17 protein-coding genes are annotated in these 20,606 nt (G+C 64.2%); 8 read left to right on the forward strand and 9 right to left on the reverse strand.

The annotated features are described in order from the left end of the window. Nucleotides 1-84: 84 nt before the first annotated feature. The 3 genes from AC1RQC_RS00670 to AC1RQC_RS00680 form a co-directional block, all read right to left on the reverse strand. Nucleotides 85-591 (reverse strand): DUF1993 domain-containing protein, encoded by a 507-nt coding sequence (locus AC1RQC_RS00670; protein ID WP_492375520.1) that lies wholly within the window; start codon nucleotides 589-591, stop codon nucleotides 85-87. 174 nt (nucleotides 592-765) lie between these two features. Next, nucleotides 766-1,371 carry a nitroreductase family protein gene (locus AC1RQC_RS00675; protein ID WP_492826247.1) on the reverse strand — a complete coding sequence of 202 codons (606 nt, stop codon included), beginning with the start codon at nucleotides 1,369-1,371 and terminating at the stop codon, nucleotides 766-768. A gap of 46 nt (nucleotides 1,372-1,417) precedes the next feature. Then, nucleotides 1,418-2,092, reverse strand: coding sequence for a DUF2325 domain-containing protein (locus AC1RQC_RS00680; protein ID WP_492882268.1), 675 nt, complete (start codon nucleotides 2,090-2,092; stop codon nucleotides 1,418-1,420). Between the two features lie 304 nt (nucleotides 2,093-2,396). Here AC1RQC_RS00680 and AC1RQC_RS00685 point away from each other — a divergent pair, with 304 nt between their 5' ends. Continuing rightward, nucleotides 2,397-2,798, forward strand: coding sequence for a hypothetical protein (locus AC1RQC_RS00685; protein ID WP_492375517.1), 402 nt, complete (start codon nucleotides 2,397-2,399; stop codon nucleotides 2,796-2,798). Nucleotides 2,799-2,816: 18 nt separating this feature from the next. Here AC1RQC_RS00685 and AC1RQC_RS00690 read toward each other — a convergent pair whose 3' ends face one another. From AC1RQC_RS00690 to AC1RQC_RS00715, 6 genes are all read right to left on the reverse strand, one after another. Continuing rightward, the gene (locus AC1RQC_RS00690) at nucleotides 2,817-3,788 is read right to left on the reverse strand and encodes a tripartite tricarboxylate transporter substrate binding protein (RefSeq protein WP_492808457.1); all 972 of its coding nucleotides are present in this window, start codon (nucleotides 3,786-3,788) and stop codon (nucleotides 2,817-2,819) included. A 116-nt stretch (nucleotides 3,789-3,904) separates the two neighbouring features. Then, nucleotides 3,905-4,225 carry a DUF4387 domain-containing protein gene (locus AC1RQC_RS00695; protein WP_492375515.1) on the reverse strand — a complete coding sequence of 107 codons (321 nt, stop codon included), beginning with the start codon at nucleotides 4,223-4,225 and terminating at the stop codon, nucleotides 3,905-3,907. A 59-nt stretch (nucleotides 4,226-4,284) separates the two neighbouring features. Next, nucleotides 4,285-5,646, reverse strand: a complete 1,362-nt coding sequence (locus AC1RQC_RS00700; protein WP_492808459.1) for an acyclic terpene utilization AtuA family protein — start codon at nucleotides 5,644-5,646, stop codon at nucleotides 4,285-4,287. Nucleotides 5,647-5,819: 173 nt separating this feature from the next. Further along, nucleotides 5,820-6,863, reverse strand: coding sequence for a sigma-54 interaction domain-containing protein (locus tag AC1RQC_RS00705; protein WP_492882269.1), 1,044 nt, complete (start codon nucleotides 6,861-6,863; stop codon nucleotides 5,820-5,822). A gap of 214 nt (nucleotides 6,864-7,077) precedes the next feature. Then, nucleotides 7,078-7,854, reverse strand: a complete 777-nt coding sequence (locus tag AC1RQC_RS00710; protein WP_492882270.1) for a 4'-phosphopantetheinyl transferase family protein — start codon at nucleotides 7,852-7,854, stop codon at nucleotides 7,078-7,080. Nucleotides 7,855-7,957: 103 nt separating this feature from the next. Continuing rightward, on the reverse strand, nucleotides 7,958-8,917 hold the full coding sequence (locus AC1RQC_RS00715) for an alpha/beta hydrolase (protein ID WP_492882271.1): 960 nt from the start codon (nucleotides 8,915-8,917) through the stop codon (nucleotides 7,958-7,960). Nucleotides 8,918-9,225: 308 nt separating this feature from the next. Between AC1RQC_RS00715 and AC1RQC_RS00720 the strand changes: the two genes are divergently transcribed. From AC1RQC_RS00720 to AC1RQC_RS00750, 7 genes are all read left to right on the forward strand, one after another. Next, nucleotides 9,226-10,134 carry a helix-turn-helix transcriptional regulator gene (locus tag AC1RQC_RS00720; protein ID WP_492372535.1) on the forward strand — a complete coding sequence of 303 codons (909 nt, stop codon included), beginning with the start codon at nucleotides 9,226-9,228 and terminating at the stop codon, nucleotides 10,132-10,134. A gap of 101 nt (nucleotides 10,135-10,235) precedes the next feature. Beyond that, nucleotides 10,236-12,344, forward strand: a complete 2,109-nt coding sequence (locus tag AC1RQC_RS00725) for a TonB-dependent receptor domain-containing protein (protein WP_492882272.1) — start codon at nucleotides 10,236-10,238, stop codon at nucleotides 12,342-12,344. Nucleotides 12,345-12,559: 215 nt separating this feature from the next. Next, nucleotides 12,560-13,747 (forward strand): isochorismate synthase, encoded by a 1,188-nt coding sequence (locus AC1RQC_RS00730; RefSeq protein ID WP_492372514.1) that lies wholly within the window; start codon nucleotides 12,560-12,562, stop codon nucleotides 13,745-13,747. Then, nucleotides 13,747-15,375, forward strand: a complete 1,629-nt coding sequence (locus AC1RQC_RS00735; protein WP_492882357.1) for a (2,3-dihydroxybenzoyl)adenylate synthase — start codon at nucleotides 13,747-13,749, stop codon at nucleotides 15,373-15,375. The genes AC1RQC_RS00730 and AC1RQC_RS00735 overlap by 1 nt, the downstream gene beginning before the upstream one ends. Before the next feature lie 6 nt (nucleotides 15,376-15,381). Continuing rightward, the gene (locus AC1RQC_RS00740; RefSeq protein WP_492882273.1) at nucleotides 15,382-16,323 is read left to right on the forward strand and encodes an isochorismatase; all 942 of its coding nucleotides are present in this window, start codon (nucleotides 15,382-15,384) and stop codon (nucleotides 16,321-16,323) included. 53 nt (nucleotides 16,324-16,376) lie between these two features. Beyond that, the gene (locus AC1RQC_RS00745) at nucleotides 16,377-16,661 is read left to right on the forward strand and encodes a DUF2218 domain-containing protein (protein WP_492372512.1); all 285 of its coding nucleotides are present in this window, start codon (nucleotides 16,377-16,379) and stop codon (nucleotides 16,659-16,661) included. 75 nt (nucleotides 16,662-16,736) lie between these two features. Further along, on the forward strand, nucleotides 16,737-20,600 hold the full coding sequence (locus AC1RQC_RS00750) for an amino acid adenylation domain-containing protein (protein WP_492882274.1): 3,864 nt from the start codon (nucleotides 16,737-16,739) through the stop codon (nucleotides 20,598-20,600). The last annotated feature ends 6 nt before the right edge of the window (nucleotides 20,601-20,606 follow it).

Consider the following 20,606-nt stretch of genomic DNA (forward strand, 5'->3'; position numbering starts at 1 on the left):
CATCCTAGATGGTCTGATTTGTACTGCTTGGTAAAAAAAGGCCATAGGCGCAGCAGGGGCGGCCGGCAAAGGCCGCCCTCTCGATCAGGACAGGCCGAGGTAGTCGCGCTTGCCCACCGGCACGCCTTTGTGGCGCAGGATGTCGTAAGCCGTGGTCACGTGAAAATAGAAGTTCGGCAGCACAAAGCCCAGCAAGTAGGACTTGCCGTCGAACGTGACGGGCTCGGGGCGCAGCTTGAGCTCGATGGTGCGCGTTTCGCTGCCCTCTAGCTGGGCGGGCTGGATGGTGTTCAGGAAGGCCACCGTCCTGGCGATGCGCTCCTGCAGTTCCGGGAAGGTGGTTTCGGTGTCGGCAAAGGACGGCATCTCGATGCCAGCCAGCCGCGCCGCGCAACCCTTTGCGCTGTCGCTGGCGCGCTGCACCTGTGCCGGCAGCGGGTCCATGTCCGCCACCAGGCGGGTCTGGATCAGGTCGGCCGGGTCCATGCCCTGCGCCTGCGCGAATGCGGCGCCCTTGTCCAGGATGGCCGACAAGCTGCCGAAAGCCCGGATAAAGGCCGGGATCGATACTTCATACATCGAGAGCGACATGGGGGTGTCCTTGGGTAGTGATTGCCAGACGCGGCATCCCGCCAGCGCGCAAATTGCGCCGCGGCGGGTTGCGCGACACGGCGAGGATAAACCTTCCAGCGGTTTCTCGCCGGCCGGCCGCTGGGGGCCGCAGGCGTGCACAAACCGGCGAGCGGGAATGAAGGCCGGGAAGCCTCAGGCCGGTCCCCGCCACTCGCGGACAAAGCCCTCGGGCGCCGGCCGGCTGGCCGGGCGCACCGCGTCCTTGGGCGTGCCGACATACAGGAAGCCAACCAGCGTTTCCTCCTCACCAAGGCCGAGCGCCTGCCGGACACTTTCGTCATAGCTGTTCAGGCCAGTTGCCCAGAAGCCGCCGTAACCCAGGATATGCAGGGCGTTGAGCATATTCATGGTGGCCGCGGCCGTTGCCAGCAACTGCTCGATCTCCGGCACCTTGTGCCCGCGCTCAACGTGTACGCCAAGCGCAATCAGCATCGGTGCGGCCATGGCCTTGGCCCGGAAGCGCTCGCCATCGCTCTGCGGGTCGCGGGCCCGCGCCGCCCGCACGAACACCTCGCCGAGCGCGGCGCGCGCCTCGTCGCGGATCACAATAAAGCGCCAGGGCTGGAGCTGGCCATGATCCGGCGCCCGCAAGGCCGCCTCGAACACCAGGTCCAGTTCCTTCGGCGACGGCGCGGGCGCGCCCAGCGGCCACGGCGACTGCCGCGTCAGCAGGAAGTCAAAGGCCACCTTCTGCGGGTCGGAAAGCGCCAGATCGGCCAGATCGATATCGGCAGACATTACTACATCCTCTCCATAGGGTTCGATGGCACGCTCGGCGCGCCAGTCATTCCTGGTGGCTCGCTTGCGCCGACGGCGCTTGCGCGCTGCGCACGAGCTGCATGGCCTGCGGCTGCTCGACCAGCACGCACTGCTTGCCCGTACGCGTGCAATGGTCCCGCACGCGCCAATAGGCGTTGTGGCTGACGCAGCCTGCCTGGCAGATCACCAGGTCGGCTGCGATCAGGCTGGCTTCCAGTGCTTCCCCGTCGTCAGGATCGGCGGCGTCGCCGCCATCGTGGTGCAGAAACTGGCCACCGGCCATCTCCACCACGCGCTGCGCGACGCTGGCACCCGATTTGTCCTGCCCCACGCAGAGCACGGACTTCGCGCGCAGACTAGCCCTCTCGCCGACCGGTTCGGTGTGCGTTGCCGACGCCCCCCCACGGCCAAGGCACGCGCTCGTCCATTCACGCAGGCGCCTCCACAGCGCAATGCCGCCGTCAAGCCATGTCATGCGTCCAAGGCGGATCGGCACGACACCATCCTCGCGCGCATAGGCCAGCGCCGTGTCGCGCACGATCACCGCGGCGCGAAGGCGCATGGCCTCAGCCTGCAAGCGCACGATCTCGGCGGCCTGCGTGACCAGCAGTTCACTGCAGCGCGCCTGCGCGTAGCCATATTGCAGCATCAGCACACCATGCTCCTGCGCCAGGCATTCGAAGTCCTGGGCTTTGGTCATGCGCTATGCACGCTGGCGGCGTGCGTTGCGGGTGTGCGGGCGAGGTGGAGTACGGGCATGGGAGGCCTCAAGTGAAAGTCGGGCATGGCGGTCACGGGCGCGGAGCCAAGATCCGGATGTTGTTGATTCCTTGAGTATAAATGAGAATCATTACTATGATTTGTGCTTTGCGGGCGCACGTCAAGCCGCTTTCGCTCGCGCCGGCCCTGTCGGGTTCAATCCCAACAAGGGCCTGCGCCCAGTTGGCCTCTTGATTTAAGATATCCCCTCCCCCTCCGGATGAGGCGCATATCGCCTCGACGACATGAACGTCCCCTTTCCGATTCGCAAGGAGTGTCCGCCAGGCGCCTGCACGTGCGGTCGCGAAGCGCTGCTGGACGACCCGCAATCCGACATGCGGATCCTGAGGCTGACCCGGGAAGAGGAAAAGCGACTGATCGCCCGCCTGGAAAGCCTGTCGAGTCTTGCCGAGCTCAAGGACATGGAAAAGCGCATGCATGCGCAACTGGGCATCGTGCTGACGATCACGCCCAGCATCCACGAAGTGCGCACGGTGCGCGGCATCAACATCCAGGTGGAAGAGCAAACCGGGTTATGCCGCAAGACCAAGCAGGCGATTCCCGCGGCGATACGCCGTTGCCTGGAGACAAAGCCGGATATAGCGTACGCGATCCTGAACGCGCGCGACTTGCTGGGCGGCGCCTGAGGGGCCTATGCCCGCCCCTCATTCCGCCACGATCTTCCTGTCGCTGGCGATGTGCTTCCACTGCGCAAGATCCTGCCTCATGCGCGCGCCGAATTCGGACGGACTCATTGCCTTGGGCGCCGAGCCGTCCGGCTCAAGCACGACACGCACATCCTGCGACGCAGCGATCTCATTGATCTCGCGGTTCAGCCGCTGGACCAGCGGCGCGGGCGTGCCGGCAGGTGCGAGGACACCGACCCAGATCTCGATCCCGTAGCCTGGCACCGATGCCGCCAGTGACGGCAATTCGGGAAACGCCGGGTTCGGCCGCTGCGAGGTCACCGCCAGCGCCCGTACCTTGCCGGACTTCAACTGCGTCACCAGCGAGCTGTAGTTGGACATCATGACGTCGATCTGCCCCGCGGCCAGATCGATCATCGCGTTGGAGGCCCCTTTGTACGGGACATGCATCATCTGGACTTTCGAGATGTCGCACAGCAACTCCGTCGCCAGCTGCGCCAGCGAACCGATCCCCGCCGAGCCGTAGGTCAGCGCGCCCGGCTTCGCGCGCGCTGCCGCGATCAGCTCGGCCGGCGACCTGATCTGGGTCGAGGACGAGACCGCCAGCAACAGCGGCCCCTCGGCGACCATGGACACCGGCGCGAACGCGGCGAGCGGATCGTAGGGCGAGCGCGGCTGGGTGGCGGCAGCGGTCAGGAAGGTCGATGACGTCAGAAGCAGCACGGACCCGTCCCGTGGCGCCTTGGCAACCGAATCGGCACCGACGACGCCTGCCGCACCCGGCTTGTTTTCCACGATGACCGTGGTCCCCAGGCGCTTTGCCAGCCCCGGCGCGATCGCACGCGCGATCACGTCGTTGCTCGCGCCCGCCGAAAACGGCACGACAATTCTGATCAAAGGCGGCACCTTGGCATCGGTCTGGGCCGCCACCATGGTTACCGCGGACATCGCGGCAAGCAACAGCGCAATGTGGGCTAACGTCTTTCGCATTCGGCGCTCCTGTCTCAATGGGTAGCAATGGGTAGCAATGGGGAGAGCAGCATGGATGTCAGGATCCGGGAGCCGGATGTCCACCCGGGGTCCCGTGGAATCCGGCGACGTCCTGCCTAGACGGGGATATCAAGGTCCAGCAGCGGCGCGTACTGCTGGGCGCCAAAGATGTCGCCATCGCCGGCGCTGCCGCTGGGCCGGGTGCGATAGATCGTGAACTTGATGGCGTACGCGGGATCGTATTCGACGAAATCGGAGATCCGTTCGACCGGGATCCCATATAGCGCGGCCATGCTTTCCCGGCTCAGCACGCGCGAGCGCTTGACGCGTTCGTACTCGTGCGCCTCGCGAAAGATGATGTCGAAGGTGATCTTGTTGACCCCCGCGTTCTTGCTGCGGATGGTCTTGGCGAGTTGATGCAGTTTTTGCGTTGCCATCGTAGTCGTCGTAGTCATCGTAGTCGTCGTTGTCGTCGTTGTCATATGCGGCACCAGGCTCAGACGCCAACTTCAACGAGGTGGGTGGGGAACAGCGCCATGGGGTCTTGCACCTCCACCGTGTGGTTCAGCGTCCAACGATAGGCCGCGCTGGCATGCAGGACTTCATCCAGCGGGAACGACACCGAACCGGCCGTGCCTTTGACGTCGGGCAGCCGCGCATAGAACATCTGGCGCAAGCCGATCATCGTCACCTCCTCGGCCATCTCGCGGGTCGGGGCGACCCCCTGCACCAGCACGCAGAGCTCATGCCCCGGCCGGTCGCGCAGCGGCTCCAGCTCGCCCATCACGCCATCGCGGCCGTACACGCTGTAGTGCAGTTGATAGCCGCTGTCGCCAAAACGCGCGCGCACCTGCTCGCGCGCCCACGCAATCACCCGGTCCACGTTGGCGATGGTGTAGGGGTCGCGGATGCCACACAGGCCGACGAAGCGCTCGCCCACCTTCCCCGCGCCTTCCAGCTTGACCCGGACCGTTTCCGCCTCGATAAAGCGCGAGCCCGTGATGCGCGTGGTGCGATCGTCCACCTGCGCGTAGCGGCAATGCGTCATGTCCAGCCTGCCCCCGGCGACGAACTCCTCGTACGGATTGGAGCGCTCGTACATCGCATGGCCGGATACCGAGGCGACGGTGCAGCGCTGCTCGGGATGCATCGCCGTGACCTGGACGTCCTCGTGGGAAATGACGCCCATCACGGTCTCCTTGCCGCCATAGGGCTCGGCACAGAACGATGCGCACTCGAGCACCTTGCCCAGGTAATAGGCATGATCGGCGGAAAAGCCGTGGTGTAGCGCCGGCGCGGCAAAGACCGCGGCATCCGAGCTGCGCCCGCCGATAATCACGTCGGCGCCCTGGCGCAGCAGCGCCACATAGGGATGGACACCGGCCATGGCAACGATACGGTCGGTTGCATCGAGTTCGCTTTCGGTCAGGTCTGCAAACCCATCGAGCCCGCTCACCGTCTTTCCGCGCCGCATTGACTCGCGAAGAAAAGCCTTGTCCACCTCGGAATAGAAGTAGCCGACCCGGAACTTCTTCAGGCCATGCTTGGCGGCCAGTTCGCCGATGATCCGCACGTACAGGTCCACGCGGCTGTTCGACCCCGTATCGCCGGCCGAGCCGATGATCATCGGCACGCCGAGACGGCGCGACGCCAGCAGCATTTGCTCCAGATCGTGGCGTTGCCAAGCTTCGGGACTCGTCGAGGTATCCGAGCCCAGCGGCACCGGGCCCACGTCATCGCTTCCCGAATCGGCCGCGATATAGTCAGGGCCCGCCTCCACCCCCAACCCAAAGCTCTCGGTGCGCAACGGCGCAAAGCCGAGATGGCCATTAGGGCAAATGATCTTCAGGGACTGCATGCAGTGTTCTCCAGATGGTGTCTTCCCCAAGCCGGGCTTGACGATTCATCTAGAGCAGATTGCGTGCCACAGGGCGACTCATGAAAAAATCTTTATATTTCATAGATTTAGCGCCACCCCCTCCGCCTTTCGCGTGATTTTCACGCAAAACAAGCGCTGCGTTTGCGTGAAAATCACGCATTCTCGTCATCGCTTCCGGCAGTCGGGGCCAGCAGTCCCAGCTTCATCATCTGGTGCCGCAAAGCGTGCCGGCTCAACCCCAGTTTCTCGCCCGCCGCACTGAGGTTCTGGCCGCACGACACCAGCGTCTGCTCAATCAGCGCACGCTGGAAGCGAGCCGTGGCCTCGTGATAGTCCTGCCCCTGCTCGGACGCAACGTGCCCGTTCATTGCAGCCGGCTGCGCCACGGCATCGTCCACCGCGCCCGCGGGCCGCGCCACGTCCCGCAGGATGCGCGCCGGCAAGTGATGCGGCCGGATGCAATCGCCCTCCTCCAGCAGGCAGATGCGCTCCAGCAGGTTCTCGAGTTCACGCACATTTCCCGGCCACCGGTACGCGCGGAAAATGCGCGCCACCTCCGGTTCCAGCCGCTGGAAGTGGCTGCCGTACTGCGCGTTGTACTTCGCCAGCGCGTTGCTCGCGAGCAGGAAGATGTCGTCGCCACGCTCGCGCAGCGGCGGGATATTGATGGCAATCACCTGCAGCCGGTAATACAGATCCTCGCGAAACTTGCCGGCCTTGACCTCGCTCAGCAGGATCTTGTTGGTCGCTGCGATAAAGCGGGCGTCCACGCTGATGGGACGCACCGCGCCGACCCGCCGGAACCGCCGCGTGTCCAGCAGCGTCAGGATCTTGGACTGCATCACAGGATCGAGCTCGCGGACTTCGTCCAGGAAGACCGTGCTGCCATTCGCCGCCTCGATCAGTCCCTCCTTCCTGCTGACCGCGCCGGTAAACGAACCGCGCTCATGGCCAAACAACTCGGATTCGAGCAACTGGGCGGGAATCGCAGCGCAATTGATGTCGATGAACTCGCGCCCGGCCCGATTGGACTGCGCGTGGAGCATGCGCGCCACCAGGCTCTTCCCCGTCCCGGTCTCGCCATAGATCAGCACGGTGCTAGCCTGGCTGCGCCCGACGCGGGCGACCAGTTCACGCAGGGCGACGATGGAGGGATGCTCCCCAACGAGCTGCGGGCGAGAAGGTTCGTTCATCATGGGATACGAGAGCCGGCACCGGGACGGAGGACGCCCCGGAGGCCGGCAAGTTGAGGTCGGTCATCTGCGCGGAAGATTAACCTATTCCGAAACGGCGACGGGGGGTGAGCAGATGGGTGCATGTGCCAGGGGGACAAACACCGCAGCGGCAAGCGCTGGTCCAGCCGGGAATGATGGCGTGGGCGTTGCCATGGGACCTGGACGTTGCCCGGGTTCACCACCTACCGGAGACGGCCGCGACACTCCATGCGGCCAGCCCTGGGGGTTCCGGCAGCCCCCGCACGGTGATCCGATTCCCCGCGCCTCCATGGCAGGCGACATCCTGCGGCAAGGCGCGCTGCCTCACGAACGGTTCGCCCGCATGCTCGCAAGACGGATCCCAATCGAGGCCGAGAGGCCGCCCGCAGGCGTCCAGTTTCAAGCAGAAGGCGTCTATCGGCCCCGCGAGCCCAGTGCCCAGGGCCTTGAGCACCGCCTCCTTGCCCGTCCACGCCCGCATCACGCCTTGGGCCTGGCAGGCAGGCGGCAGCGCGGCCAGTACCGTTGATTCACGGCGCAGGGCGTGGCGCGACAATGCCAGGGGGTTGTCAAGTGGCCGACCGGCCTCGATGTCATTGCCCACGCGCACTGTGCTCGACCGGACGAGCGCCAAGGCCGACCACTCAGCGCTATGGCTCAGGCTGAAGTCAACGTCCGGCCAAGCCGGTAGCCAGGGCTTGCCGCCCGCCGCAATCTCGAAGTGCAGCGACTGCGGCGCCACCCCAAGCCACAAGCCAAGCCGCCGCCGCAAGCCTGCGTGGCTGCGCAGAAAGCGCCGCCGCTCTCTCGCATGGGGAAACGCCGCCCAGCGCATACGTTCGTCGTTGTCCAGCAAGAGCCACTCTTCGGCGTCGCGCGCCGCCTCATCATGCAAACCCGACCAGCAGGCGCATTCCACAATGACCCCGAGCAGTCTCAGGCGGTAAACGAGTGGCACCGGGTTGATTGACACGCCGTCGGAATTCGCTGGGCAATACGCCGAAATGGCTGACGCTCGAATAGCCTGGACACTGTTGCCGAACAGAGTGTGAAAGCCTTGCTGCAGTTTGAGGGGCTCATGTCGGCGCACCAGCTAACGGAGGGGCGCAGGCTATGCTGACGGCCAAGGCAGCGCTGGGGAGAACCAGGCTGCCGTGGTCCTCGCCCTCAAGCAAACGGAACTCGGCCCGCAATCCCTGCACGCCCTGCAGGCTCTGCGTGAGGGCGCGGGCAGAGCCGACCTGCTTGCGCGCCTGCTGGCGGCGCGCGCGTTCCGGATCCGCGTTCGGCACGCCTTCTTCGAGGCTGCCTGCCGTGATCAGCAAGCCGACGGGTGGCTCAAGCGGCGACGCCTGCCGCACGAAGTGGTCCCGGAATGGCAGGATGGCGCGATCGCCCCACCAGATCGACGGGCTGGCCGCAACGTAGTTCTGAAACATGCGGCTGCGGGTGAACAACGCGTACAAGGTCAGCAATCCGCCATAGGAATGGCCGAACAGAATCTGCCGTTGTGGGTCGATGGGAAGCTGCCGCGCCAGCCACGGCTGCACGTCATGCTCGATAAAGGCCAGGAAGCGATCTGCGCCGCTGCGGCTCGCTCCGGGCGTCGGGCCCGGCATCGCGGCCAGAGTGTAATCGTCGGTGCGCCCCTGCATGTCGTAAGGCCCGTCCGTCGCATATCCCAGCCCGACCACTACCGGAGTACTGGCCCGCGCTCCATCGGGGCGCGCCGCGCGGTTGCGCGCCAACTGCGCGAGCAGGGGAAACGACGCGTTACCGTCCAGCGCGTACAGGACGGGATATCCCTGCTGCGGCGCCGGCTCCGGCGGCAATGCGACGAAAATGCGCCGGCGTTGCCCGGCGATCGTCACGTCGAGCTGCCGGCTCGCAGGGACCTGAACGGGCGGCGAAGCGGCGAGGCTCGGCAAGTCACGGGACGAGGCGCCGGATCTCATGGCCGTGAGGCAGCCAGAGAGCGCGCCGCCCAGCCCCCCCAACAGCAGCGTGCGGCGCGTGATGGTTGCGGATATCGGCATGTCAAAGCCCGAGGCTCGTCCAGTATTCGCCCTGCAGCGCGACCGCGCAGAGCCGCAACAAAAATTTGCTTGTCTTTCTCACGCCGACTCCGATAATGCTAATGATTCTCATTTCATTTTATCCTGGAAAGGATGTGTGTTGTGGCGCCGTTTGTTTGGCAAAGCAACGAAATGGTTTGCGCTGCCCCGCCGGATAAGCAGTCGGCGCCGCCAAGCTCAAAGGGGTAGGCAGCATGGATGCGCGCGAAGACCGTCTTCTTGATCCCGGCAAGCCAGGATTGGCTACACACATCGCCAAGATCCGTGAGATGCGACCGGGCCTGCGCATGCACGCCGATGACGCGACGGACGAATTCAATGGCACCGTCTCCGGATGCTGCGCCCCGGGCCTGCACCTGGTGGTGCTGCTCGAGGGAAATCTGGACCTGTCGTATGGCAATCGGCGCGTGGTACTGACGACCGCCTGCCCACGCAACGCACACGAGCTATCCCAGCGGCCACCGGGCTACGCGAAGGCGTTCCTGATGAACGCCATCGAACCCGAAACCTTCAGCCGTCGATTCAGCAAAGGAACCTATGCGCGACGACTTAGTGCCGTCGTCTCCGGCGAATGGCTGCAGCACCTCCAAGAGGCCAGTTGCGCAGCGATGCCCGCGCGCTTGCGTTCTCTGCTGTCTTCTCACCTGCTGGCGCAGCCCTGGCAGCCTACGCCACGCGCGATAGCCTTGGCCGAGCAGATCGTCCGACCGCCAGCCTTTGAACCGATCTTGCAGGCGATTTACCTGGAAAGCCGCATGCTGGACCTGCTGGCAGAGGCATTGGCACCGCCGCGGGGCAGCCAGAGCATCATCCACAATATCGCGCAGCCAAATGCGACAGGCCTTAGCTCAAGAGGGTATTGCCGCATGGCGGAGCTGCGGGCATTCCTTAGCGGCGCGGCAGCCAACCAGCTTTCGCTCGAGGATATGGCGCGCCAAATGGGCATGAACGCCAACACCATGCAGCGGCAATTCCGTACCGCCTACGGCACGACCATATTCGACTTTTTGCGCGAGAACTCCCTGCAGCGAGCCCGGCTGGCGCTGGAGCGCGACGCCCTCAGCATCAAGCAAGCTGCAGCACTAGCCGGCTATACCAGCCCTGCAAATTTCGCAACTGCCTACAAACGGCGCTTCGGGGTGACACCGAAACTTGCCCGGCGCAGCGGTCAGCGCTGAAGACAGTCGCGCAAACAAGTTCGTTTCTTGCACAAACACTTCACATGCCTTCAACGCAGATAATGAAAACGCGAATGACTCTCATTACCTAAATTGAAACCATGTCACATTCCTTACCCTGTTTTGTCCTCAAGTCCGCAGTGGCTGCCGGCGTCCTGGGGGCATCCGGTGCCTGGGCGCAGATACAGCCCGCGAAGCCATCAGATGGCGAGGTAACGCTGGAGGCCGTGGTCGTGACTGCCAGCCAGCGCGAGCAGGCCATCAAGGAGGCGCCGGCCAGCATTTCCGTGATCACGCGCAAGGACATCGAGGCCAGACCCTACAACTCGCTGGCCGACATCCTGCGCTCCGTGGAAGGCGTCAGCGTGGTGGGCGCCGGGCCGAACGACCAAGACATCTCGATCCGCGGAATGCCAGGCGAATACACGCTGATACTGGTGGACGGCAAACGTCAGAATACCCGGGAGACGATGAATCGGAGCACGGCTGGCGTTCAAGGCAATCTGCTACCTCCGTTGAGCGCGATCGAGCGCATCGAGGTGGTGCGGGGCCCGATGTCGTCGTTGTACGGTGCGGATGCGATGGGTGGCGTGATCAACGTCATCACGCGCAAGGTCCCCGAGAAATGGGGCGGCACGGTCACCGTCGGCGGCGTGTTGCAGCAGGAGAAAAACCAGGGCGACACCCGGAGCGTCGATTTCTGGGTCGGCGGCCCGATCAAGAAAGATGTGGTCGGCTTGCAGGTGTCGGGCAAGGCGTTGCATCGCGGCGAGGACAATATCTATTACCCGCTCAATGGCACCAGCGGGGCAAATGGTCAACGCGACCTCAGCTTTGACATCAAGCTGGCGGTCAAGCCGGCGCGCAATCAGGATCTCAGCCTGAATGCGGGACGAGAGCAACTGACCTATCTCAGCACGCCTGGACGGAGCATCGCGGTCGCGACACCACGCAATGTGCCGACGACCATCGTTGAGACTCGCCATGCGCGCGAGTACTGGGGCGTCACGCACAATGGGCTATGGGACCTCGGCAACTCCACCTTGTCCCTGTATGGAGAGCGGGGCACGCAGGACCAGTGGACGGCATCGGGCCGGACTCCGGTCAAGCCGGCGATTACCGACACGGTGCTCGAAGGCAAACTTGAGGTGCCATGGGCAGGAGAGCGCAATATCCTGACCGCGGGTGGTCAGCATATCTGGTCCCGGCTGTCCGGCGTGGGAAGGCAGGATGCGGTGCCGAAGGGGCATGCGCCGAATTCGGACAGCATCAAGCGCGATGCCTGGGCCCTGTTCGGCGAGAACGATTATTTCGTCAACAGCAAATTCACGCTGACCACGGGCTTGCGGCTCGACCATGACGATCGGTATGGCAGCCATGTCAGCCCGCGCATCTACGGCGTATACAAACTCAGCCCGACATGGACGATGCGCGGCGGCGTGTCCTCCGGCTTCAAACCCCCTACCCTGCGTCAGAGCACTGCTGGCTATTGCATGACAACCGGCGGCGTGGCGGGCGCTGTCCCCGGCACCTTGTGCGGGAACGCGAACCTCAAGCCCGAAACCAGCCTCACGCAGGAGCTGGGCGTGCGTTACGACCAGGGCAAGAGTCAAGTCAGCCTCACCCTGTTCAACAACCTGTTCAAAAACAAAGTATCCAGTTATGACACGGGGGTCGCTGACCCCAGCTCCCCTGGCCGCAATATCTACGCGTACAACAATATCGACAAAGTCAAACTGTACGGCCTCGAACTTGGCGCCGGCACGCATCTGGCCACGCAATGGAAAATTTCCGGGTCGTACACGATGACCCAATCGCGACGCGAGGGCAAAGCGGAAAGAGCATTCGATGGCAGCTCGCTGAACGGTTACCCTTTGGATAAGACACCAAAACACAAGCTCAATATGCAGGTGGATTGGACACCCCTGCCCCAGCTGAATCTCTATGCCGACATCAACTACATCGGCAGGGAGCAATGGGCAGCATTCCGGAATGGCGCCCGGGGCGTACGCGAAAGACCCTCCACCACCACATTCGATCTGGGCGGCAGGTATCGCATATCCAAGAATCTCGCACTCAATTTTGGCGTGCTGAACCTGACAAACAAGATGGTACCCGTGGACGACCGTAGTCGCGCCAACGGCTTGAGCGGCAACTGGATGGTGGATCAAGGCCGCCGCTTTGCGCTGAGCCTGACAGCTCAGATGTAAAGAGCTTCAATCGTACTCACGGCGCTACTTCCCATGAGTTCATTAATGATGCGGTCCATTTAGATGGTTCGCATGACGATTGGCTCGTTCGTCATTGCTTGGCCATGGCCAGCACAATGAAAAGCAGCCCATTGCGCATGGCCGGGATAGGTGAAAAGAAACATGGGGACCGGTATGCGAATCCTTCCACGTCAACCTAAGTTGGGGCAGAAAGAATGAATGCAATTCCTCGCGCGGAATCTTCGCTCACGACACAGATCCTCCTGGACCTATACCGACCAGATTCACGTCTTTTTCTCTCCAGCCCCAGTCATACGTTGCTGGCCCAGGATGTCATCGACGAAGTGCCTCATTCGGATGATCCGCTAGGACAGCGTGTACAGCTTGCGCTGAACCGAGCCAGCGACACGGGGCATCCGAACGCGGTGGCGGCCGGCGCGATCCCGTTCGATGTTGGCAAGCGCGCAGCGCTTGGTGTCGTCCGCGCGTTGCTGCGTGCCGGGCCCTTGACCGTTTCGCAGGCGCCGCTGCCCGCAGCCGAACGCTACGCGACGCGTGCAGTTCCCCCGGGCGACGCTTACGCGGCTGGGGTGGCGCAGGCCATAGCGAACATTCACGCCGGATATCTGGACAAGGTCGTGCTGGCGCGGGTGCTGGAATTGTCCGGCGAGCACCCGGTAGATGTGCGCGCATTGCTCACCCGTCTCGCGGCGCGTAATCCCCACGGCTACACCTTCTCGGTGAAGGTCGGCGAAGGACGCACGCTGCTCGGAGCCAGCCCCGAATTGCTGGTCAGCCGCTACCAAGGCGTAGTGCGGGCCAATCCGCTGGCTGGATCTGCCCCCCGCAGCAGCGACCCGCTTGAAGATCGCCGTCGCGCAGAAGCGCTGATGGAGTCCGCTAAGGATCTGGAAGAGCACCGCGTGGTTGTCGATGCGGTGAAGGAGAGCCTGGCTCCGCTGTGCAAGACGCTGAATGTGCCCGGGCGGCCAGCGCTGATGCATACCGAGACGATGTGGCATCTGTCGACTGAAATCGGTGGCACGACACAGGCCGATGCATTGACGCTGGCACTTGCATTGCATCCCACACCCGCGGTGTGCGGCTATCCGCGCAGTGCCGCGCGGGAACTGATTCTGCAAACCGAACCGTTCGATCGCGGCTTTTACGCCGGCATGCTGGGCTGGGTGGACGCGCGCGGCGACGGCGAGTGGATCGTCACCATCCGCTGCGCGGAAGTCGCCGCTAATACCTTGCGTCTGTTTGCCGGAGCTGGCGTGGTGAGGGATTCGCTGCCGGATGGGGAGCTGGCGGAAACGACGGCCAAGTTCCGCACGATGCTCGACGCAATGGGTGTGGCGCATGATGCCGCGAGCGGTGCGGCGACGGAGGTAGCGGCATGATGCAGGCTCATTGCACGCCCTGGCCGGATGCGGTCGCGAACGAGTATCGCAGGAAGGGATATTGGCAGGGTCAGTCCTTTCCACAGTGGTTGGCGCGACTGGCCGAGCAATATGGCACGCGTACCGCGTTGGTGCAGGGCGAGACGCGTTGGACATACCGCCAACTCGCGGATGAGGCACAGCGTCTGGCCGGCGGTTTCGTCACACTGGGGATTCGCCCGCGCGATCGCGTTGTGCTGCAGTTGCCGAATTGCGCTGCATTCTTCGCCGTTGTCTTCGCGCTGTTCAGAATCGGTGCGCTGCCGGTCTTTGCACTGCCGGCCCACCGCAAGCAGGAGATCGGCTATTTTTGCCGGCATGCCGAAGCGGTGGCCTATATCGCGGCGGACCGTCATGCCGGATTCGACTACCGTGAACTGGCGAAGAGCGTGCAAGCGGAAGCGCCGACGCTCAAGCATGTGCTGATAGCCGGCGATGCAGGAGGTCACATCGCGCTGGACAGCTTGCCTGCACGCGTAGACGAATTGCCCGCGGCTCCCGCCGCCAGCGACGTCGCCCTTCTACAGTTGTCCGGCGGCAGCACCGGCACCCCGAAGCTGATCCCGCGCACGCATGACGACTATCTCTACAGCATTCGCGAAAGCGTGCGCATCTGCGGCCTGACCGAGGACAGCGTCTACCTGTGCGTTTTGCCCGTCGCGCACAACTATGCAATGAGTTCGCCCGGCACACTGGGCACGCTGCATGCGGGCGGTACCGTCGTGTTGAGCGACAGCGGCAACCCTGATGCGGCCTTTCTGTTGATTGCGCGGGAACGGGTGACCATCACCGCGCTGGTGCCGCCACTCGTACCGGTCTGGCTCTCGGCCGCCTGGCGGCGCCGGGATGCGCTGGCCAGTTTGCAGGTGGTGCAGGTCGGAGGCGCCCGGTTCGGCGGCACGCTGGCGCAGCGGCTGGAGATCGGGTTGGGCGCGAAGCTGCAGCAGGTGTTCGGGATGGCCGAAGGACTCGTCAACTATACGCGGCTCGATGACCCTGTTGATGTGGTGGTGCGCTCGCAAGGCCGCCCGATTTCGCCGGACGATGAAATCCGCATCGTGGATGACGAGGATCAGCCCGTCGCGCCGGGCGAGGTGGGGCATCTGCTGACCCGCGGCCCTTACACCATTCGCGGCTATTACAAGGCCGATGCGCATAACGCGCGCGCCTTTACGCCGGACGGCTTTTACCGCACCGGCGACCGTGTGCGCATGACGGAAGCGGGCTATCTGGTGGTGGAAGGCCGCGCGAAGGATCAGATCAATCGCGGTGGAGAGAAGGTCTCGGCTGAAGAAGTGGAGCACTTTCTGATGGCACATCCCGAGGTCGTCGATGCGGCGCTCGTGCCGATGCCCGACGCCTATCTGGGCGAGAAAAGTTGCGCCTATGTGATCCGCGGCAATCCGGCGCTGCACGCGGCGGGCCTTTTGCGTTTTCTGCGCGCGCAAGGCATTGCCGCCTACAAGATTCCTGACCGGGTCGAGTTCGTCGACGTACTCCCGAAGACGGCCGTCGGAAAGACAGACAAGCAGGCATTGCGCCGGGACATTGCGAATCGGCTGGCTGCCGCTGAGGTGGCGGTCAGATAAATCACGGTGAATGAACAGCTTATAACGCGTCATTCATCGCATCAGGTAAACACTCTTATCGTTGATATGGCAATCCCAAAGATCTCCTCGTACACCATGCCTGCGGATTTTCCTGCCAATCGGGTGGCATGGCGTTTCGACGTCAGCCGCGCGGCTTTGCTGGTGCACGACATGCAGGACTATTTCCTGGATTTCTATGACCGTCAGGCGGCTCCCATTCCTGATCTGCTGGCGCACACACGGCGCCTGATCGATATCGCGCACGCCACCGGCATGCCGGTGTATTACACCGCGCAACTGCCGCAGCAGACGGCAACCGAACGAGGCCTGCTGACTGACATGTGGGGCCCGGGATTGACGGCGCAACCAACCCGCAGCGCCATTTGCCCGAGCCTGGCCCCCGCGCCTGGCGATCATATTCTCGACAAATGGCGCTACAGCGCGTTTCAGCGTTCAGAACTCGAATCCATGCTGCGCCATCAACAAAAGGACCAGCTTGCCATTTGCGGCGTCTATGCGCACATCGGCTGCTTGATGACAGCCTGCGAGGCGTTCATGAGAGACATCCAGCCGTTCTTTGTCGCCGATGCGCTGGCCGATTTTTCACCGGAGGCGCACCGCATGGCGCTTGACTATGTGGCGCAGCGCTGCGGCAAGGTCGTGCGCACGGAAGAACTGGCCGCCGGAGTCGCCGCGCGTGGCTTCGTCAAGCCGCGGTCGCTCGCCGCGCTGACGGCACAGGTCGCGCGCAGCCTGCAGATAGCGGAAACGGAACTACAGCCGCAAGACAACCTGATGGACTGGGGACTGGACTCGGTGCGCATCATGGCCTGGGTCGAGGAATTGCGCCAGGCTGGCGCGGACGTCAGCTTCGTGCAATTGGCGCAGGAGCCGACGCTCGCCGCCTGGTGGCGATTGCTGCAAGGCGCCACCCACACGCGCGCATGAAGCGAGTGTTCCTATACACGTAACGCCCAATCTCACGAGCGAACGAGAACGCCATGCTTGTCAGTACCGCCGCAATCGCCTTGGCGCAAGCCGACAGAATCCTGTTCAAGATGTGCAAGCACTACGCCATCAAGGTGAGAGTCAAGTTTGACGAGAAGGCCGCCGCCATCGATTTTCCGTATGGCAGATGCCATATAACGCGCACGGATGACGTACTGAGCATGCGCTGCGAAGCCGAGTCAGCGGAAAAGCTGGAGAAGATTCAGGACGTCATGGACGAACATCTGGCGCTCATGGCACGCAACAAGCAACTCGTGATCGACTGGCAGCGTGCTTGATCCCCTGCCCGCTCTCTTCGCCGTCTATGCATTTCTCCCGTGGGACGCCACCTCATGCTGCAAACAAGTCAACGCATGCACACTACCTCCGCGCAATACGGCATCTGGGTAGCACAACAAGTCGATACCCACGATCCTGGCTATCTAACGGCGGAAACGATCGAACTCGGCGGCACCCTGGACATGGCTGCGTTCATGGCCAGCGTGCAAGAGGTGCTTGACCACTGCGATGCGCTGCACATGCGTTTCGAGTGGGATGACGACATCCTGTGGCAACGCCGCCAGCCGGCCTGCACGCAAGTGCCGCTGGTGGATTTCGGCGCGCAGGCCGATCCGGTGCGGGCTGCACAGGACTGGATGCAGACCTCCCTGTCCATCTGTTGCGACGTGACGTCGGACGCCTTGTATCGCACGGCGCTGTTCAGGCTCTCGGCGCAATGCCATTGGTGGTATTTGCAGGTACACCACATCGCACTCGACGGTTTCGGCTACAGCCTGATCCAGCAGGCCGTGGCTGCCCGCTACAACGCCCGCGTAACGCGCGCGCCCCTGCTGCCGTTGCCCGATTGGAAGCTGGACAACGTCGTGGCCGCGCAAGCGCATTACAGGCAAACAGGCAAGTTCGACATCGACCGGGCATTTTGGCGTGAACACCTGCGTGAGGTGCCCTCTGCCGCACGATTGGCACCAGAGCAAGACTTCGGCAACACGGCGATCCGCCATACGTTGTTGCTGGATCCGGCGCACGTCAGGGTCTTGCGCGCCGCCGCCGAAGCCGCTCGGGCGGATTGGGCCGCATGGATACTCACGGCCATCGGCATGTGGCTCGGCAAGCAGGCAGGCCAGCGGCACCTGACGTTCGGCCTGCCGGTACTGAACCGGCTAGGCACGCCAGCGCTGAGTGTGCCGTGCATGGCGATGAATATCGTGCCGCTGAGCGCGCATGTGCGCGCCGAGGCGTCGCTGCAGGCGCTGGTGGCCGAAACTGTCGGCAGGCTGCGCGCGATCAAACCCCATCTGTACTATCGCTACGGATGGATACGCGGCGACCTGGGACTGCTGGAGAGCAACAAGTTCCTGTTCAACCAGGCCGTCAACCTGATGCCGTTCGATCGGCAGGTGGCCTTCGCTCATCTGTCCAGCGAAACGCGCCCCGTGAGCGGGGGGCCCGTCAAGGACTTGAACGTGACGCTGGCCGTGCGCAACGGCGCATGGCACGTGACACTGGAAGCCAATCCCAACGCCTATGACGTGACGCGGCTGACGGCGCTGGCCGGCAGTCTGTCCGAGTGGCTCTATGCGCTGGCCAGCCACGCGCCCGATGCGGCCCTGGCGCCGTTGCTGGGCGATATGCCGTCGCTGTCGATCTGCCGGGGCGAGCCGCTGGCCAAGCCGGCACTCGACGTGATCGCGTTGCTGCAACGAATGGCGGCGCGCTACCCCAACCAGATCGCCATCGAATCGAACGGCGCTCGCCTGGACTACCAAAGCCTCCTGAAACAGGTCGAGGCGTTGGCTGCCGCGTTAGCGCAGCGCGGCATGAGCGAGCACTGCCGGATCGCGGTACTGGCACCGCGCTCGCCGGCCGCTATCGTCGCGATGCTGGCTGTCCTGTGGGTGGGCGCGGTATTCGTGCCGCTGGATCCCGAGGGGCCCGCGCAGCGCACGGCGAGCATCCTGGCCAACGCGGCGCCCGACTTGGTGCTGACGCGTATGCCGTGGCAAGGGCTGGCCGGATCGCTGCCCGTGCTGGATCTGGATCAGGCCGGCGTCGTGATCGACGGCCCCGCGCGTTGCTGTTCGCCGCAACCGCAACATCCGGCGTATCTGCTATACACGTCGGGCTCCACCGGCGAGCCCAATGGCGTGCTGGTCGGGCGCGGGGCGCTCGCGCATTTTGTGGCCAGCACCCGTGCGGTGTACGGCATCGAGCCGGCGGACCGGGTGTTGCAGTTCGCTCCGCTGCATTTCGACACCAGTCTTGAAGAGATCTTCATCACGCTTTGCCACGGCGCTACGCTAGTCATGCGCGACGATGCGATGCTCGATTCGGTGACGGTGTTCGCCGCGTCGGTGAAACGCCTCGGCATCACCGTACTCGATCTGCCCACCGCGTACTGGCATGTGCTGGCGCATGCCCTGGATCCAGACACGGCACGTAAGCTGGATCGCCTGCGCCTGACCATCATTGGCGGCGAAGCCGCCCTGCCCGAGCGGGTAGCGCGCTGGCGAGACCTGCTGCCCGGACAGGTGCTGCTGAACACCTACGGCCCGACCGAAACCACCATCATCGCGACCACCGCGCGGCTGTGCGGTCCGCAAGCCGCATGGGAGCCCGGCGATGCCGTGCCTATCGGTTTGCCTCGTCCCGGCGTCGAAGCGCGCATCGTGGACGATCGCCTGTATCCCGTGGCGGCAGGCGTGCCGGGCGAACTCGTGTTGAGCGGCGACGCGCTGGCGCTGCATTATCTGCACGACCCACAACTCACGGCAGCGCGCTTTGTCCGCTTGCCCGATTGCGGCCAGCGCGCCTATCGCACCGGCGATCTGGCGCAACTGCAAGGCGGGCAACTGCGCTTTCTGGGACGCATGGATCATCAGGTCAAGATCAGCGGACTGCGCATCGATCCGCTGGAAATAGAAAACCTGCTGCTCGGCGCACCCGCTGTGCGCGAAGCGGCCGTGGTGCCGGTGCAGCGCGGGCCTGGCATATGCACGCTGGCAGCGTTCGTGGCGGGCACGGGCGACGTGCAGGCGCTGCGGGCGCTGCGGGCGATGCTGGCCCAGTCATTGCCAGCGCCCGCGGTTCCGGACGCCTGGCATGTGCTCGAGCAATTGCCGCGCAACCCCAACGGCAAGACGGATCGCAAGGCCCTGTTGGCCCACGCCGCAGGCCGGATCGCGGACACGGATCTCGATGCGGACGGCGCGGGTGCGCTCGAGCGGCAGGTGATGCGGATCTGGCGTCAGGTGCTGGGCGACGTGCCGTTGACAACAGCATCGAATTTCTTCGATCTGGGCGGCAAGTCGTTGCAGGCGATGCAGACGGCCAGCCAGCTCGCGCTGGAGCTGCGCCGGGACGTGCCGGTGTCCATGCTGTTTCGCCACGGGACGGTGCAGGCGCTTGCCGACGCGCTGGCGGCGCCGCAGGCTTACCGGCCACAGGCCTTGCACGATGCCTTTGCGCCGTTGCTTCCCATCCAGACCGGCTCGTCCGCCGCACCGGCGCTCTTCTGCCTGCATCCGGCCGACGGGCTCGCCTGGAGTTATCTGCGTTTGGCGCGCCACCTGCCCGATATGACGGTGCATGGCCTGCAGATGTCGATGGCGCAAACGCTGGAGGCGCAAGACTTCGACGCGTTGGTCGAGGGCTACATGCAGCGTGTGCGTGCGTTGCAGTCTGACGGGCCGTACCACCTGCTGGGATGGTCTCTGGGCGGCGCGCTGGCCCATGCCGTCGCCGCCAGGCTAGCGCGGCAGGGCCACGCGATTGGCTTGCTGGCGCTAATGGACAGCTATCCCGCCTCGGCCTGGGCGGGGCACCCGCAGCCTATCCTGCGCGACGCGTTGCAGATACTGCTCACCGTCAACGGCGATTTCGATACGGGAGGACTGGCGGACGAAACGCTGCGTCAGCGGCTGTTGCGCACGAATAGCCCGTTCGCCGCGCTGGGCCGGTCCGGGCTCGACGCGTTCGCGCGGCAGACGCTGCGCCAGATGCAGTTGTTCCGCGCGAGCCAGACGCCATCGTATGACGGTGATTTGCTGCTCTTCCGGGCCTCGCTTAATCCCGGCCACTTACCTGGCCCCGACAGCTGGCGGCCGCATCTGCGGCCAGGCCGCTTGCAATGCGTCGTGCTCGACTGCTCGCACGACGGCATGTCCGACCCAGCGCCCATGGCCGCCATCGGCGCAACGCTGGCTGCGCGCCTGGCATAGCCGGGC

This window comes from Cupriavidus sp. GW822-FHT03E04, from assembly GCF_058801495.1.

Excerpts from the sequence above, each read along its gene's own strand:
- AC1RQC_RS00745 (WP_492372512.1), top strand. The coding sequence starts at position 16,377 with ATGCTTGTCAGTACCGCCGCAATCGCCTTGGCGCAAGCCGACAGAATC.
- AC1RQC_RS00670 (WP_492375520.1), bottom strand. The coding sequence starts at position 591 with ATGTCGCTCTCGATGTATGAAGTATCGATCCCGGCCTTTATCCGGGCT.
- AC1RQC_RS00695 (WP_492375515.1), bottom strand. The coding sequence starts at position 4,225 with ATGGCAACGCAAAAACTGCATCAACTCGCCAAGACCATCCGCAGCAAG.
- AC1RQC_RS00690 (WP_492808457.1), bottom strand. The coding sequence starts at position 3,788 with ATGCGAAAGACGTTAGCCCACATTGCGCTGTTGCTTGCCGCGATGTCC.
- AC1RQC_RS00685 (WP_492375517.1), top strand. The coding sequence starts at position 2,397 with ATGAACGTCCCCTTTCCGATTCGCAAGGAGTGTCCGCCAGGCGCCTGC.
- AC1RQC_RS00725 (WP_492882272.1), top strand. The coding sequence starts at position 10,236 with ATGTCACATTCCTTACCCTGTTTTGTCCTCAAGTCCGCAGTGGCTGCC.
- AC1RQC_RS00720 (WP_492372535.1), top strand. The coding sequence starts at position 9,226 with ATGCGACCGGGCCTGCGCATGCACGCCGATGACGCGACGGACGAATTC.
- AC1RQC_RS00715 (WP_492882271.1), bottom strand. The coding sequence starts at position 8,917 with ATGCCGATATCCGCAACCATCACGCGCCGCACGCTGCTGTTGGGGGGG.
- AC1RQC_RS00680 (WP_492882268.1), bottom strand. The coding sequence starts at position 2,092 with ATGACCAAAGCCCAGGACTTCGAATGCCTGGCGCAGGAGCATGGTGTG.
- AC1RQC_RS00675 (WP_492826247.1), bottom strand. The coding sequence starts at position 1,371 with ATGTCTGCCGATATCGATCTGGCCGATCTGGCGCTTTCCGACCCGCAG.
- AC1RQC_RS00730 (WP_492372514.1), top strand. The coding sequence starts at position 12,560 with ATGAATGCAATTCCTCGCGCGGAATCTTCGCTCACGACACAGATCCTC.
- AC1RQC_RS00735 (WP_492882357.1), top strand. The coding sequence starts at position 13,747 with ATGCAGGCTCATTGCACGCCCTGGCCGGATGCGGTCGCGAACGAGTAT.
- AC1RQC_RS00700 (WP_492808459.1), bottom strand. The coding sequence starts at position 5,646 with ATGCAGTCCCTGAAGATCATTTGCCCTAATGGCCATCTCGGCTTTGCG.
- AC1RQC_RS00750 (WP_492882274.1), top strand. The coding sequence starts at position 16,737 with ATGCACACTACCTCCGCGCAATACGGCATCTGGGTAGCACAACAAGTC.
- AC1RQC_RS00705 (WP_492882269.1), bottom strand. The coding sequence starts at position 6,863 with ATGATGAACGAACCTTCTCGCCCGCAGCTCGTTGGGGAGCATCCCTCC.